The organism is Plantactinospora sp. CA-294935, from assembly GCF_050936445.1.
Lineage (GTDB): Bacteria > Actinomycetota > Actinomycetes > Mycobacteriales > Micromonosporaceae > Plantactinospora.
The window spans coordinates 3710877-3726061 of record NZ_JBNJMU010000001.1 but is presented as its reverse complement, the minus strand read 5'-3'; the positions used below and the strand labels follow the sequence as shown (position 1 = coordinate 3726061).

The 15185-nt window shown below is 73.7% G+C and carries 10 protein-coding genes; 5 read left to right on the top strand and 5 right to left on the bottom strand.

The features are described 5' to 3' along the window. Nucleotides 1-81 precede the first annotated feature (81 nt). Nucleotides 82-1482: an alpha,alpha-trehalose-phosphate synthase (UDP-forming) gene (locus ACQEVC_RS16715; RefSeq protein WP_101367673.1), complete on the top strand. Its 1401-nt coding sequence runs from the start codon at nucleotides 82-84 to the stop codon at nucleotides 1480-1482. Next, nucleotides 1479-4088, top strand: a complete 2610-nt coding sequence (gene otsB, locus ACQEVC_RS16710; RefSeq protein WP_432878205.1) for a trehalose-phosphatase — start codon at nucleotides 1479-1481, stop codon at nucleotides 4086-4088. The genes ACQEVC_RS16715 and otsB overlap by 4 nt, the downstream gene beginning before the upstream one ends. A 101-nt stretch (nucleotides 4089-4189) precedes the next feature. Here the strand turns inward: otsB and cobA are convergent, their stop codons facing one another. Genes cobA through cobC form a run of 3 tightly spaced genes read right to left on the bottom strand, consistent with a single transcriptional unit; the run spans nucleotide 4190 to nucleotide 8000 of the window. After that, a complete protein-coding gene (gene cobA / locus ACQEVC_RS16705; RefSeq protein WP_432878202.1) occupies nucleotides 4190-5818 on the bottom strand; it encodes a uroporphyrinogen-III C-methyltransferase in 1629 nt (542 codons plus the stop codon). A 2-nt stretch (nucleotides 5819-5820) separates the two neighbouring features. After that, complete coding sequence (gene cobT / locus ACQEVC_RS16700) at nucleotides 5821-6903, bottom strand: nicotinate-nucleotide--dimethylbenzimidazole phosphoribosyltransferase (protein WP_432891459.1); 1083 nt, start codon at nucleotides 6901-6903, stop codon at nucleotides 5821-5823. Next, the gene (cobC, locus tag ACQEVC_RS16695) at nucleotides 6903-8000 is read right to left on the bottom strand and encodes an Rv2231c family pyridoxal phosphate-dependent protein CobC (RefSeq protein ID WP_432878200.1); all 1098 of its coding nucleotides are present in this window, start codon (nucleotides 7998-8000) and stop codon (nucleotides 6903-6905) included. The genes cobT and cobC overlap by 1 nt, the downstream gene beginning before the upstream one ends. Here cobC and ACQEVC_RS16690 point away from each other — a divergent pair. Together ACQEVC_RS16690 and ACQEVC_RS16685 are read left to right on the top strand one after the other, a co-directional pair. After that, a complete protein-coding gene (locus ACQEVC_RS16690; protein ID WP_432878197.1) occupies nucleotides 7983-8381 on the top strand; it encodes a hypothetical protein in 399 nt (132 codons plus the stop codon). The two genes, cobC and ACQEVC_RS16690, sit on opposite strands and share 18 nt — an antisense overlap. A 9-nt stretch (nucleotides 8382-8390) precedes the next feature. Beyond that, nucleotides 8391-10556 carry a transglycosylase domain-containing protein gene (locus ACQEVC_RS16685; RefSeq protein ID WP_432878194.1) on the top strand — a complete coding sequence of 722 codons (2166 nt, stop codon included), beginning with the start codon at nucleotides 8391-8393 and terminating at the stop codon, nucleotides 10554-10556. Nucleotides 10557-10576: 20 nt separating this feature from the next. On the opposite strand, the gene ACQEVC_RS16680 is transcribed toward ACQEVC_RS16685, so the two are convergent. Together ACQEVC_RS16680 and ACQEVC_RS16675 are read right to left on the bottom strand one after the other, a co-directional pair. Further along, complete coding sequence (locus ACQEVC_RS16680; RefSeq protein ID WP_318394962.1) at nucleotides 10577-11158, bottom strand: GNAT family N-acetyltransferase; 582 nt, start codon at nucleotides 11156-11158, stop codon at nucleotides 10577-10579. A 278-nt stretch (nucleotides 11159-11436) separates the two neighbouring features. After that, nucleotides 11437-14016 carry a cobyrinate a,c-diamide synthase gene (locus tag ACQEVC_RS16675; RefSeq protein WP_432878191.1) on the bottom strand — a complete coding sequence of 860 codons (2580 nt, stop codon included), beginning with the start codon at nucleotides 14014-14016 and terminating at the stop codon, nucleotides 11437-11439. A gap of 203 nt (nucleotides 14017-14219) precedes the next feature. On the opposite strand from ACQEVC_RS16675, the gene ACQEVC_RS16670 reads away from it, so the two are divergent. Continuing rightward, nucleotides 14220-15056 (top strand): SURF1 family cytochrome oxidase biogenesis protein, encoded by an 837-nt coding sequence (locus ACQEVC_RS16670; RefSeq protein WP_432878188.1) that lies wholly within the window; start codon nucleotides 14220-14222, stop codon nucleotides 15054-15056. Nucleotides 15057-15185: the final 129 nt, after the last annotated feature.

The window sequence follows — 15185 nt, the reverse complement described above, 5'->3', positions numbered from 1 at the left end:
GTGGCACTGGGGGTTAGGCACCGCAGCTACGCTCAGTACGCTCAGCGGTGGACACCCGTCATCACCGGAGGTGCACTGATTGTGACCGTACGTAGCTCGTTCGTGGTCGTTGCGAATCGCCTGCCGGTCGACGAGGTGACCACCCCCGAGGGACGCCAGTGGCGGCGTAGCCCGGGGGGACTGGTCACCGCCCTGCATCCGGTGCTCGCCCAACACCAGGGCACCTGGGTCGGCTGGGCCGGCGGGGTCGGCGCCGCGCCGGAGCCGTTCGACCTGGAGGGGATCCGGCTGCACCCGGTGCCGCTGAGCGCCGAGGAACTCGAACGCTACTACGAGGGCCAGTCCAACGCCACGATCTGGCCGCTCTACCACGACGCGGTGGAGACCCCGGCCTACAAGCGCCGCTGGCGGGAGGCGTACCGGCTGGTGAACGCCCGGTTCGCCGAGGCCGCGGCCGAGGTGGCCGCCGAGGGCGCGACGGTCTGGGTGCAGGACTACCAGCTCCAGCTCGTGCCGGCGATGCTCCGCGAACTCCGGCCCGACCTGCGGATCGGCTTCTTCCTGCACATCCCGTTCCCGCCGATCGAACTCTTCATGCAGATGCCGCTGCGCGCCGAGGTGCTGCGCGGGCTGCTCGGCGCCGACCTGGTCGGCTTCCAGCAGCGGCTGGCGGCGCAGAACTTCGTCCGGCTGGCCCGGCACCTGCTCGGCCTCCGCTACGAGGGCCAGATGATCCAGGTGGACGGCCGGCAGGTCAAGGCGGGTGCATTCCCCATCTCGATCGACGTGGCCGAGATGGAGCGGATGGCCGTCGACCCGGCGGTGCAGGCCCGGGCCAAGCAGATCCGCACCGAGCTGGGCGACCCGAAGACGGTGATCCTCGGGGTGGACCGGCTCGACTACACCAAGGGGATCGAGCTTCGACTCAAGGCGTTCCGCGAGTTGCTGTCTGACGGAAAGTTGACAGTTCCCGACGCAGTTATGGTGCAGGTTGCTACGCCAAGTCGGGAACGGGTGGAGCACTACCAGGCACTCCGGGTCAAGGTAGAACGCGAAGTTGGTCGAATTAATGGCGAATTCGGCCGGGTCGGTGTACCGGCCGTCCATTACCTCCATCAGTCGTACAGTCGCAGTGAACTGGCCGCGCTCTACTGCGCGGCCGACGTGATGATGGTGACCCCGCTGCGAGACGGAATGAATCTGGTGGCCAAGGAGTACGTAGCAACGCGCGCCGACTCGGGCGGCGCCCTCGTGCTCAGTGAGTTTGCCGGCGCCGCCACCGAGCTGCGCCAGGCATTCCTCTGTAACCCGCACGACCCGGACGGAGTCAAGGACGCGCTGCTGCGCGCGGTCCACGTCGACAAGGTCGAGGCCCGGCGCCGCATGCGCATCATGCAGCGCCACCTGCGTACCCACGATGTCGGACACTGGGCCCGGTCCTTCCTCAACGAGTTGGGTGTACCCGAGACGGAGGACGAGTGAAGTCCGGCTCCCTACTCGACGGGGGTCCCCGCACCCTCGACTCGATCGACCCCGAACTGCGGGCCGCGATCGGTCGGATCGCCCGGGTACCACAGCTCCTGGTCGCCTGCGACTACGACGGCACGCTCGCGCCGATCGTCGAGGACCCGACCAGGGCGGTGCCGCTGCCCGAGTCGGTCGCCGCCGTACGCGCGCTGGCCGCCCTGCCGCAGACCACCGTCGCCGTGGTCTCCGGACGGGCCCTGCGCGACCTGGCCACCCTCTCCCGGCTGCCCAGCGAGGTGCACCTGGTGGGCAGCCACGGCTCCGAGTTCGATATCGGTTTCGTCGAGCGGCTCTCCCCCGAGCTGATCGAGGTACGCACCCGGCTCCGCAACGAGCTGCGCCAGATCATCGCCGGCCGGGCCCGGGTACGCCTGGAGACCAAGCCGGCCAGCATCGCCGTACACACCCGGGGCGCCGACCCCGGGGTGGCCGCCGAGGTGATCGCGGCGGTGGACGCCGGCCCCGCCGTCTGGCCGGACGTCACCGTGACCCGGGGCAAGGAGGTGATCGAGCTGTCGGTGATCCCGACCAACAAGGGCACCGCGCTCGAACAGCTCCGTACCCAGCTCTCGGCGAGCGCGGCGCTCTTCCTCGGCGACGACGTCACCGACGAGAACGCCTTCGCCAAGCTGCACGGGCCGGACGTCGGCGTCAAGATCGGTCCGGGCGAGACCCGCGCCGCGTTCCGGATCGCCGAGCCGGTCGACGCCGCCCGGGTGCTCGGACTGCTGCTGGAGGTACGCCGGAACTGGCTCTTCGGCGAGCGGGCGGTACCGATCGAGCGGCACTCGATGCTGGCCAACGGGCGTACCGTCGCACTCGTCACCCCGGAGGCGAGCCTGAGCTGGCTCTGCCACCCCAAGCCCGACTCCCCGGCGATCTTCGCCGACCTGGTCGGCGGCAACCCGGCCGGCTACTTCAGCATCGCCCCGGAACGCGGCGGCCTGCCGCTCGGCCAGCGCTACCGGCCCGGCACGATGACCGTGGAGACCCGCTGGTCCGGGCTGACCGTCACCGACTGGCTGGACCGGCCGTCCACCGACGGCGTGCCGAGCGGCTCGGCGGTGATCAGCGGCGACTCCACCCTGGTCCGGGTGCTCAGCGGCGCCGGCCGGGTCCGGCTGGACTTCGCGCCCCGGCCCGAGTTCGGCCAGGTCGCCGTGCAGCTCCAGCCGCTCGGCGACGGGCTGCTGGTGCTCGGCTCCAACGAGCCGATCGCGCTCTACTCCCCCGGCGTCGAGTGGCAGATCGTCAACGACGGCGGCTACGAGACCGCCCGGGCGGTGGTCGACCTGGCCGCCGCCGGTGGCCAGGTCACCTGCGAGCTGCGGTTCGGCTCGCACAGCCTGGACCACCACCGGGTACCGGTGCACGAGCGGCAGGCGATGGCCGAGCAGCCGTGGCGGGACTGGGTCGCCGGGCTGCGGCTGCCCACCTCGGCCCGGGACCTGGTCGGGCGGAGCGCGCTGACCCTGCGCGGGCTGGTGCACGAGGCCAGCGGCTCGATCCTGGCCGCCGCCACCACCTCGCTGCCGGAGGAGCTGGGCGGGGTACGCAACTGGGACTACCGGTACTGCTGGCTCCGGGACGCCGCCATGACCGCCCGGGCACTGGTCGACCTCGGCTCGCTGGGCGAGGCCGAGGGCTTCCTGCGCTGGGTCGACGGCTGTGTCGAGCGCACCGGCGGGCACCCGGAACGGCTGCACCCGCTCTACACCGTCGACGGCTACGAACTCGGCGCCGAGGCGGTCATCGACACCCTGCCCGGGTACGCCGGCTCCCGGCCGGTCCGGGTCGGCAACCTCGCCAACCACCAGCTCCAGCTCGACGTCTTCGGGCCGATCGCCGACCTGCTGGCGGCCGTCGCCGACCTGCGCGGCGAGGTACGCGACACCGAGTGGCGGGTGCTGGAGAACATGGTCGAGGCGGTCGCCCGGCGCTGGCACGAGCCCGACCACGGCCTCTGGGAGGCCCGGCTGCCACCCCGGCACCACGTCTACTCCAAGGTGATGTGCTGGATGACCGTGGACCGGGCGCTGCACGTGGTCCGGCGGCACGGCGACGGCGACCGGCCGGAGTGGGTCGAGTTGCGCGACCGGATCGGGCACAACGTGCTGGAATTCGGCTGGCACACCGGGGCCGGCGCCTACACGGTGGCGTACGGGGACGAGGAGATGGACGCCTCCTCGCTCTGGATCGGCCTGTCGGGGCTACTGCCCGACGACGACCCCCGGTTCCTGGCCACCGTGCTGAAGGTCGAGGCCGACCTGCGCAGCGGTCCGGTGGTCTACCGCTACCGCTGGGACGACGGGCTGCCGGGCCGGGAGGGCGGCTTCCACATCTGCACGGCCTGGCTGATCGAGGCGTACCTGCGTACCGGCCGGCGCTCCGACGCCGAGGAGCTGTTCACCCAGATGGTGGACACGGCCGGCCCGACCGGCCTGCTTCCGGAGCAGTACGACCCGATCTCCGAGCGCGGCCTCGGCAACCACCCGCAGGCCTACAGCCACCTCGGCCTGATCCGCTGCGCCCTCCTGCTGGACAACATGGTCAAGTCCTGACCGGTGCGGGCGCGACGCGCGTACTGAGGTAGGCGCTGTTCCAGCGAGGTAGTGGCCTCACCTGGCCGGTGGGGCCACTACCTACCTCCGGAATCGCTCCCCTACGGCGCCACGGGTGGCGTCGACCCCGCGGCCAGCCGGGTCCGGCCCGACAGACCGGCTGGTACGCCGGTGCCGGCCAACGTGGTCGCCACGTCGCCGACGACCACCACCGCCGGGGGGCGGAAACCCGCCGCGTGCACCTCCGCCGCGACCGCGTCCAGGGTCGACCGGAGCACCCGCTGACCGTCGGTCGTACCCTCCTGCACCACCGCCGCCGGAGTCTCCGGGTGCCGGCCGTGCGCCCGCAGTGCGGCGGCGATCGCCGGCAGGTTGTTCAGCCCCATCAGCACGACCAGGGTGCCGCGGAGCCGGGCCAGCACCGACCAGTCGACCAGGGAGTCGGGATGCTCCGGCGGGAGGTGTCCGGAGACCACCGTGAACTCGTGCGCCACGCCCCGGTGGGTCACCGGGATGCCAGCCGCAGCCGGAACCGCGACCGAACTGGTCACCCCGGGGACCACGGTCACCGGTATCCCGGCGGCGGCGCAGGCCAGCGCCTCCTCGCCGCCTCGACCGAAGACGTACGGGTCGCCACCCTTGAGGCGGACCACCCGGGCGCCGGCCAGGGCCCGGTCGACCAGTACCTTGTTGATCTCCTCCTGCGCGGCGGCCGGGCCGTGCGGGATCTTCGTGGCATCCACCAGCTCGACCTCGGGCCGCAGCTCGTCGAGGAGCAGCCCGGGGACCAGCCGGTCGGCGACCACCACGTCGGCCTCGGCGAGCAGCCGCCGGCCGCGGACCGTGATCAGTTCGGGGTCGCCGGGACCCGCGCCGACCAGCGCGACCCGCCCGACTGGCCGTTCCGGCCGACCGACGGGGACGGCCGGGTCCACAGCCCGGCCGTCGGCAACGGTCCGCTCCGTCGACACGCCGGTGTCGCCAGTGTGGCCGTGGTCCCCGGTGTCGCCGCTGTCCCCGGCGTCGCCCTTGTCCCCGCTATCGCGGTTGTCCCTGGTGTACCCGGCGTCGCCGCTGTCCCCGGCGTCGCCGCTGCTCCCGGTGTTCCCGGCGTCGCCGCTGCCCCCCGTCTCCCCGGTGTCGCTGGCGACGGTGGCGTCCGGCCCGCCGCCGACGCCGGCCCGCACACTGCCGTTCGGCGCGCTCCCCTCCGCCGGGGCGGCGCCGCCGGGCGGGGACCCGTCCGGTGGGGGCAGTAGCGGCGGCTCCGCCGCGACACCGGAGAGCGATCCGGTGATCAATTGCTCCCGGATCGCGTCCCGGACCGCCACGGCCCGGCGCGGGTCACCCCCGCCGAGCACGGCGACGGTGAGCGGGCCGTACCGGGTGACCGCCGGGGTCCAGGCGGTCGCGGCGTCGCGGTCGTCGGCGCGTACGCAGAAGATCTGCCGGTCGAGCGCGGCGGCGCTGACCGCCTCGGCGGCGGCCGGATCGTCCACGGCCACCTGCACCAGCCAGGCCCCGTCGAGGTCGCCCGGCGCGAACTCCCGGGCGACCCACTCCAGCCGGCCCGCGTCGACGTGTGCCCGCAGCGCCGGGGTCAGCTCGGGGGCGACCACCACCACCCGGGCCTCCGCGTCCAGCAGCGCCGGCACCCGCCGGGTCGCCACCGCCCCGCCACCGACCACCAGCACACGCCGGCCGGCGAGCCGCAGCGCAAGCGGATACATGATCATTTCTCCGACACTCCCGCCGCGTCGAACGTGGCCACCTCGTGCAGTACCCGCACCGCGCTGGCGACCACCGGATAGGCAAGCAGGGCGCCGGTGCCCTCGCCGAGCCGTAGGCCCAGATCGATTATCGGCAGCAGGCCGAGTCGGTCCAACCCGGCGGTCGCGCCCGGCTCGGCCGAGCGGTGCCCGGCGACCATCGCGCCCACCGCGTCCGGGGCGAAGGCGGCCGCCGCGAGCGCGGCGGCGACCGCACTCACCCCGTCCAGCAACACCGGGACACGCCGCGCGGCGCTGCCCAGGACGAAGCCGGCCAGCGCCGCGTGCTCCAGCCCGCCGACCGCGGCCAGCACCCCGAGCGGATCGGCCGGATCGGGTACGTGCCGGGCCAGCGCCGCCCGCACCACGGCCACCTTCCGGGAGTACGTGGCGTCGTCGATCCCGGTGCCCCGTCCGGTCGCCTCGGCCGGGTCGATCCCGGTGAAGGCGGCGATCAGCGCCGCGGCCGCCGTGGTGTTGCCGATCCCCATGTCCCCGGTGAGCAGGATCCCGGCGCCGGAGTCGAGCAGTTCGTGTGCCACCCGGATGCCGGTCTCGACCGCGCTGCGTGCCTCGTCCCGGGTCAGGGCGGGTTGCACGCTCATGTCCCGGCTGCCGGCCCGGACCTTCGCGCTGACCAGCCGGGGAGCCGACCGCCCCGGACGCTGCGCCGGCACCCTCGGCTGAGCCAGCGGGGTGGCCACCCCGACGTCGACCACGGTGACCGTGGCGCCGGTCTGCCCGGCGAACGCGTTCACCACCGCACCGCCGGTGAGGAAGTTGGCCACCATCTGCGCGGTGACCTCCTGCGGCCACGGCGTCACCCCCTGGGCGTGCACCCCGTGGTCGGCCGCGAAGATCGCCACCGCGGCGGGCTCGGGCAACGGCGGCGGACAGGCGCCGGCCAGCCCGGCCAGCCGGATCGAGAGTTCCTCCAGGGCGCCCAGCGAACCGGCCGGCTTGGTCAGCCTGGCGTGCAGGTCGTGAGCCGCGGCCATGGCCGCCTCGTCGAGGGGACCGATCTCGGCGAGGGTGGCGTCCAACATCATTCCTCCAGGATTCCGGCCAGCGCGGCCACGAACAGGTCGGTGGTGGCAGTGTCCCGTACCGCGAGGCGCAGCCAGTCGGGGCCCAGCCCCGGGAAGGTGTCTCCCCGGCGTACCGCGAAACCCCGGTCGCGCAGGGCCAGCCGTACCCGCGCCGCTTCGGGCAGGTGCACCAGGACGAACGCGCTGGCCGGGGTGCCCGCGACGCGTACCCCGGGCAGCTCGCCGAGCCGCCGGACCAGGTACGCCCGCTCGACGGCGAGCCGAGCGGCGATCCGGCGCTCCGCCTCCACGGCACCGGGCGTGGCGCAGGCCGCCGCCGCGGCGAGCGCGGGGGTCGAGACCGCCCAGAGCGGTTGTACCGCCGCCAACCGCTCGACCAGCTCGGCCGGAGCGAGCAGGTAGCCGATGCGGAGTCCGGCCAGTCCCCAGGTCTTGGTGAGGCTCCGCACGACGACCAGCCCCGGCAGGTCGCGCCGGGTCGCCAGGGACTCCGGTTCGGCTGGTCCCCCGACCGCTCCTCCGGAGCCGATCCCGACACGTCCGGCCCCGGCGGGCCCGGTGTCGGTGCCGATGGTGGAGTCGGCGAACGCCTCGTCGACGACCAGTACCCGGCCGGGGCGGGCCAGGCCGGCCAGCACGTCGGCCGGGTGGAGTACCGAGGTGGGATTGGTCGGGTTGCCCACGAAGACCAGGTCGGCGTCGGCCGGTACCCGCTCGGGGTCCAGCCGGAAGCCGGTCTCCGCCGGCAGCAGCACCCGCTCGACCCGGTGTCCTGCCGCCCGCAGCGCCGCCTCCGGCTCGGTGAACTGGGGATGCACGACCACCGGCCGGCGCGCTCCGCGTAGTGCCTGGGCGAGCAGCACGAATCCCTCGGCGGCTCCGGCGGTCAGCAGCACCTCGTCGACCGGCCGGCGGTGTCGGGCGGCGACGGCGGCCCGGGCCGGGGCCGGGTCGGGATAGGCGGTCAGCGTCTCCAGCGAGGAGACGATCGGTTCCCGCAGCCAGGCCGGCATCGGGTGCCGCTGGACGTTGACCGCGAGATCCACCAGACCGGGAGCGAGTTCGACGTCGCCGTGGTGGCCGAGATCGGGCACGTGCTGGTCGGGCTGATCAGGCCGGCGGCGGCCGAGCTGGTCGGGCCCTTGCTGGTCGAGCTGGTCGGGCCCTTGCTGGTCGAGCTGATCAGGCCGGCGGCGGCCGAGCGGGTCGGGCCATTGCTGGCCAAGCTGGTCGGGCCCTTGCTGGTCGAGCTGATCAGGCCGGTGGCGGCCGAGCTGGTCAGGCCCTTGCGGGCCGGGATCGGGCCCGACGGAAGGCGGTGCAGGTGCGGGCCGAGGCATGGGCATGATCCTGCCGGGCAGCCGGCGGCGGCGGCCAGCGGGCGCCCCGGAACGGATCGGGAATGGTCGAACCCGACGGTACGAAGGCTCGCACATTCGCGAATCTTTATCATGTTTTACCGGGATTTATCTTAGCTTGGAAACGTGACCAACCCCACCACCCGCCCTGCCCCTGGTCGACTCGTACCCCTGCTCCGTGCCGGACTGATCGCCGGCGTGGTCGTCGCGGCGGCGTTGTTCCCGTTCGTCGCGGTCGGTGGACTGGCCGCCAAGGCCGGCGCCGACCTGGTGGAGAAGACCCCGGCCGATCTGCTCGCCTCGACGCCCGCGCAGACCAGCTACGTCTACGCCGCCGACGGGACGACCCTGATTACCACCTTCTACGAGGAACACCGGCGGTACGTGCCGCTCTCCCAGATGTCGCCGTACATCCAGCAGGCGATCGTCGCCTCGGAGGACTCCCGGTTCTACGAGCACAACGGCGTCGACCCCAAGGGCGTGCTCCGGGCGTTCGTCGCCAACCAGCAGGCCGGCGGGGTCTCCCAGGGCGCCTCGACGCTGACCATGCAGTACGTCCGGATGGCCCTGCGGGACAGTGCCAAGACCCCGATGGAGGCGCGGCAGGCCACCGAGCAGACGCCGCTGCGCAAGCTCCGCGAGATGCGACTCGCCCTCGATCTGGAGAAGGAGACGACGAAGTCACAGATCCTGGAGCGCTACCTCAACTCGGCATACTTCGGCCACCGGGCGTACGGCATCTACTCGGCGTCGGAGATCTTCTTCTCCAAGCTGCCGAAGGACCTCACCCCGGTCGAGGCGGCCACCCTCGCCGGGCTGGTGAAGGCGCCGACCACGTACGACCCGGCCAGCTCGGACCGGAAGGCCGCCACCGACCGACGCAACTACGTACTCGACCGGATGCAGGCGATGGGCTTCCTGTCCCCGCAGGCCACGGCGGCGGCAAAGGCCGAGCCGATCCAGCTCCGGCTCAGCAACCCGCCGAACGACTGCATGTCGGTGCCGGAGGAGCACAACAGCTGGGGCTTCTTCTGCGACTATCTGAAGGCCTGGTGGGCCGTACAGCCGGCGTTCGGCAGCAACTCCCTGGAGCGCCTCGACAAGCTGCGCCGGGGCGGCTACACCATCGTCACCAGCCTGGACCCCAAGATGCAGGAGGTCGCCGACGAGCAGGTGCAGGCCGGGGAGTCCAACGGCAGTCCGTACGGGCACGGCCTGGTCGCGGTCGAACCCGGCACCGGGTACGTCAAGTCGATGGCGGTGAACCGGACCTACTCGCTGGACCAGGACGAGAACGGTCCGCACTCCGACCCGAGCAAGCGCAACCGGATGAAGGGCAACTACCCGAACACCGTGGTCCCGCTGCTCGGTGGCGGCGACCTCCCCGGCTACCAGGCCGGATCGACGTTCAAGATGTTCACCATGCTCGCCGCGCTGGACGCCGGGCTGCCGCTCAGCACGGCGTTCAACTCACCGCACCGGTTCGTCTCGATCTACCCGGACGGCAGCGGTGGCCCGACGGACTGCGGCGGGTACTGGTGCCCGTCGAACGCCAGCGGTGCGATGAGCGGCAACCAGACCATGTGGTCCGGCTTCGGCAAGTCGGTCAACACGTACTTCGTCTGGCTGGAGCAGAAGGTCGGCGCCGAGAACGTGGTCCGGCTGGCCGAACGGTTGGGCCTGCAGTGGCGTACCGACATCGACAAGCGGCAGGCGTCGCCGAGCCAGGCGAACAAGTGGGGCTCGTTCACCCTCGGGGTCTCCGACGTGACCCCGCTGGAGATGGCGAACGCGTACGCCACGGTCGCCGCCGAGGGACGGTTCTGCGAGGCGCTGCCGGTCACCTCGATCGTCGGGCCGGACGGCGCGCCGGCGACGTACCGGACCGGGTCCGGGATGGATCTGGAGATCGCGCTCCCCCGGTGCAGCCAGGAGGTCAGCGCCGACGCGGCCCGGGCCGCCACCGACGCCGCCCGGTGCCCGACCGGGGACACCCCGGCCCGGGGCTCCTGCGGCGGCTGGTCCACGGCCGACCGGGTCCGGGGCATCGTCGGTCGGCCGGTGGCCGGCAAGACCGGTACCACCGACAGCGACCGAGCCGCCTGGTTCGTCGGCTACACCCCCGACTTGGCGGTCGCGAGCTTCCTCTCCGACCCGGACAGCCCGATGAACCCGGTCGGCTCGGGCCCGGCGAACAAGCCGATCGACGCGGTCGCCGGATTCCTCAAGGGCGCGCTGAAGGACCAGCCGGTACGCCAGTTCAATCCGCCCTCGGACGAGATCACCAGTTGACCGGGCGAGGCCGCACAGCGTCAGTGGCCGGGTGAGTGCAGGTCGGCGGCGACCAGGGACCAGACCTCCAGGTCGACCCGGCCGCTGTGCACGTACCCGGCGTTGCGCAGCAGCCCCTCGTAGGTGAACCCGGCCTTCTCGGCGACCCGTCGAGACGCGGTGTTGCCGGGTGCCACCCGCAACTCGAGGCGCTGGAAACCGTGCTCCAGGATCAACGCGACGGCAATCGCGTCGACCGCCTCCGCCGCCATGCCGAACCCGCGCGCCTCCGGCGCGATCGCGTACGACACCTCGGTGACCCGGCCTCCCCAGTCGGTGCGCTTGGTCCACAGGCAGCCCACCAGCCGCTCGTCCTCGCGCCGGATCACGCCGTAGTGGTCCCCGTTACCGCTGTCCCGCCGTTCCTGGGCCATCTCGGTGCACCAGGCGTCGGCATCGATCTGTCCCAGTTCGCGCTGGAACGGCAGCCAGCGCTGGGTCTGCTTGTCGGCGAAGATCACCGAAACCGCCTTCGCGTCCGACCCCCGCAGCGGTCGTACGTGCACCCGCGGCGTCGACACGGTCAGGGTCGGAAAGCGGCGCACCGCCACCTCTCCGCTCATTCCGCCGACTCCCCCCGCTCGCCGTCGGACCGCCTCCCGACCGTGCTCCACCGGCCCGGCCCGCTGCCGATCCGGCCGTGCCGAACCGCCCATCCGGTCACACCCGCCACCTCATCTCGGCTCATGCCCGCCGGCCCGACATCATCCGCGACGCCGCCCGCCCCGGAGGCTCCGCAAGGACGCAGACCCGGACGCTCCCCAAGGACACCGCTCCGGACGCTCCCAAGGACGCCCGCCCGGGTCTGCGGGCACGCCGCCGGTCCGGGTCGTCGACCGGATCACGCCACCGGTCCACCGGCCGGACTGCTCGGCACGGCGCCGGCCACCGGCTCGGACCCAGCCGCCTCGCCCGGTCCGGCGACCTCCGCCGCCGCCTCGGTATCCGGCCGGCTCGCCGCGGGCGCCACACCCGAGCCGTCGCCGGCCCTGACCGGCACCGGTTGTTCGGCGACGGGTACCGGCCTCGGACGTGGCGCGGCCACCGGTCCGGGAGCCTCGCCTCCGCCGGTCGGCCTCGGCCGGGCCTGCGGTGCCGGTCCTGTCCCGGCCATGCCGGTGGCGGACCTCGGCGCACCGGACGGCGGGGTGCTGGTCGCTCCCTGGGGTGGACCGCCGGCCGGGCCGGCAGCCCGTTGGCCGGCAGACGGTCCGGCCGGCGATGCCGGCGCGGCCGAGGGTGGCCCCGCAGGTCCCGGTCGAACCGGTGCGCCGGCCGCCGGGCCGGGGCCGGCGCCCCTCGGCGCCGGGGCGCCCGGCGGAACCGCGCCCGGCCGGATCGGAGCGGGCTGCGCCGCGCCGCCAGCCGGTGCGGCGCCACCGGACGAAGCCGGACCGCCGGCCGGAGCACGACCACCGGCCGGAGCCGGACCACCAGACGGCGCGACGCCACCGGCCGAAGCCGGACCGCCGGACGGAGCACGACCACCGGCCGGAGCCGGACCACCAGCCGGAGCACGACCACCGGCGGGACCAGGGCCGCCAGCCAAAGCACGACCACCGGCCGGACCAGCCCCACCAGCCGACGCGACGCCACCGGCCGAAGCACGACCACCAGCCGGACCAGCCCCACCAGCCGGACCAGAGCCGCCAGCCGGACCAGAGCCGCCAGCCGGAGCAGGACCACCGGATGGCGCGGCAGCACCGGACGCGGTGCCGGACGCCGATTGCCGGGACGTGACCGCATCCGGACCGACCGGAACGGCAGGTCGGCCAGCGGCGGACGGCGAGACCGGAGCGGACGGCAGAACCGGAGCGGACGGATTGGCCGGTGCCGGAGGTGACACCGGAGCCGCCGGTCCGACCAGGCCCGACGGGGAGACGGGGGCCGACGACCCGACCAGACCCGGTGACACCGGCGCGGTGGGATTGATCAGGCCCGCTGGCGAGACCGGAGCGGACGGCGAGACCGGGACCGCTGACGGCGCCGCGCCGGCCGGCGCAACCGGGACGGCCGGCGGCACGGCAGCCGGACCGGCCGAGGCGGACGTACCGGCCGATGCGGCGGCGGCGACCAGGCGGCTGGCGATCACCGGGCTGCTAGCCCAGTGCAGTGTCAACTGAGAGGCGTGCACCCGGCGCCAGACGAAGCCCTCGGGCGGGCCACCGCCCCAGCTCCACGCCGGGGTCTGCCCGGCCCGTGGGGTCAGTACCCCGCGATGCTGCTTGTAGCCGACCACCCGGGCGCCGAGCCGGGCCACCGGAGTGTCCGCCCGTGCCGTCGCCTCGCGGTAACCGACGACGGTCCGGTCCAGGCTCGCCCCGGTGGCGTCCAGCACCCCGCACATCGGGCGCCCGTCGAACTCCCGGGCCAGCCAGAGCAGCCCGGCCCCCTCGGCGATCACCGGTCGACCCGTACGGGCCAGTTCCGCGACCGCGATGCAGAGGCGGCGGTTCGCCGACAGCTCCTCGGCGTACATCTCGGGCAGCGCGCCGCCGATCACCAGGGCACCGGTACCCGCCGGCAGCACCTCGTCGCGGAGCGGGTCGAAGGCAACCACCTCGGCACCGGCCGCCGCCAGCAGTTCGGCGGTCTCGGCGTACGAGTACGACAGTGCCGGCCCGCCGGCCACCGCCACCACCGTACGGGTGACCGGCGCCTCGCCGACCGGGCCCAGCTCGGCGAGCGCCTCCGCGGCCGACCAGGCGGTCACCGGCACCCGGGGCGCCGAACGGGCCAGCGCCAGCAGCCGGTCTAGGTCGACGGCTCCAGCGATCGCCTCGCCGAGCCGGCGCACCCCCCGGTACGCCTCCACGCCGCGCTGCATCACCGGCACCACACCGTGCTGCCGGGACGGCAGGACGGCGGGCAGGTCGCGTCGGCGCAGCGCCCCGAAGACCGGTACGCCGATGTCGTCCAGCGCGTCGCGGAGCAGTTGCTCGTGCCGGTCCGAGGCGACCCGGTTCAGGATCACGCCGCCGAGCCAGAGCATCTCGTCGTACGCCCGGAAGCCGTGCGCGAGCGCGGCGACCGACTGGCCCATCGAGCCCACGTCGACGACCAGCACCACCGGGGCCCGCAGGGTGGTGGCGATCGCGGCGGTCGAGTCGACCTCGGGCCGGCCGGCCAGGCTGTCGAAGAGGCCCATCGTGCCCTCCACCACCGCAATCTCGGCGTCGGCGGAGCCGTGCGCGAAGAGTGGGGCGATCCGCTGCGAGCCGACCAGCCGGGGGTCGAGGTTGCGGCCGGGCCGTCCGGCGGCGAGTCCGAGATAGGCGGCGTCGGTGTGGTCGGGGCCGACCTTGAACCCGGCGGCGTCCAGCCCTCGGGCGGCGAGCGCGGCGAGCAGGCCGACCGCGATGGCGGTCTTGCCGTGTCCGGACGACGGTGCGCTCACCACTACGCGCGGCGCGTCGATCATGGTCGGCTCCTCGGGGCGCGGTCACCGCCCCCGGTACGGGCGGTGCGAAGGTTCTGGTACGGACGGTGGTGGTGCGAGGGACGGCCCGGCCCGACCCGTCGATCGAACCGACGCGCGTGAGGATACCCGGCACCCGGCGCCGCGCCGGCCCGCCGAGCCGGCCACCTGGGAAACCGGCGGAACCGCCCGGGTAGCCTCGTGCTGTGTACCGGTTCCTGCTCACGCCCCGCTGGCTGGGCATCCTCGCGCTGACCCTGGCAGCGGCCACGGTGATGGTGCTGCTCGGCAACTGGCAGTTGAGCCGCTACCAGGAACGGGCCGCGATCAACGAGCGGATCGACGAGACCGCGACGCTGGCGCCGGTGCCGGTGGACCAGGTGCTGCCCCGGCCGGACGGCGCGGCCGGCACGGTCGGACAGGCGCCGCCAGCCGGCGCGGCCTGGACCCGGGTCACCGTGACCGGGCGGTACGACAGCACGAACCTGATCCTGATCCGCAGCCGTACCGTGCAGAGCAGGGTCGGCTTCGAGGTACTCACCCCGCTGCGGCTGGCCGACGGCAGCGCCATCCTGGTGGACCGGGGCTGGATTCCGCCGGCCGCTGGCGGCAGCGCGCTCGCCCGACCCGAGATCCCGGCCGTACCGTCCGGTGAGGTGACCGTGGTGGGCCGGGTGCACCTGTCGGAGAGCAAGCCGGACGCCGTCGCCCGGCGGGACGGCCGGATCGAGACCCGGCGGATCGCCGTACCGGCGCTGGCCCGGGAGCTGCCATATCCGGTCTACTCCGCGTACCTGCTGCTGGACGAGCAGACCCCGGCTGCCGACCCGGCCTTCTCCGCGATACCGATCCGGCACGAGAACGACTGGCAGAACGGCGGGTACGTCGTCCAGTGGTGGCTCTTCGCGCTGCTGACCCTGGTCGGCTTCGGCTGGGCGGCCCGCCGGGAGGCGCGCGGCGACACGTCGGACGGCGACGGCAGCCGGGACCGGGCCGGTCAGGACCGGCTGGACCAGCCGGCCCCGGCCACCCCGAGCGCCTGAGAACCTGAGCCCCCGAGCACCCGAGCGCCTGAGGGCCTGAGCCCGTGAGGGCCTGAGCCCGTGAGGCCTGAGCCCGTGAGGGCCTGAGCCCGTGAGGGCCTGAGGGCACGAACCCCTGAACCCCTGAGC

Bases quoted from the DNA above. Each gene is read 5' to 3' on its own strand.
- ACQEVC_RS16675 (WP_432878191.1), bottom strand. From the start codon at position 14,016: ATGATCGACGCGCCGCGCGTAGTGGTGAGCGCACCGTCGTCCGGACAC.
- ACQEVC_RS16680 (WP_318394962.1), bottom strand. From the start codon at position 11,158: ATGAGCGGAGAGGTGGCGGTGCGCCGCTTTCCGACCCTGACCGTGTCG.
- cobA (WP_432878202.1), bottom strand. From the start codon at position 5,818: ATGTATCCGCTTGCGCTGCGGCTCGCCGGCCGGCGTGTGCTGGTGGTC.
- cobT (WP_432891459.1), bottom strand. From the start codon at position 6,903: ATGTTGGACGCCACCCTCGCCGAGATCGGTCCCCTCGACGAGGCGGCC.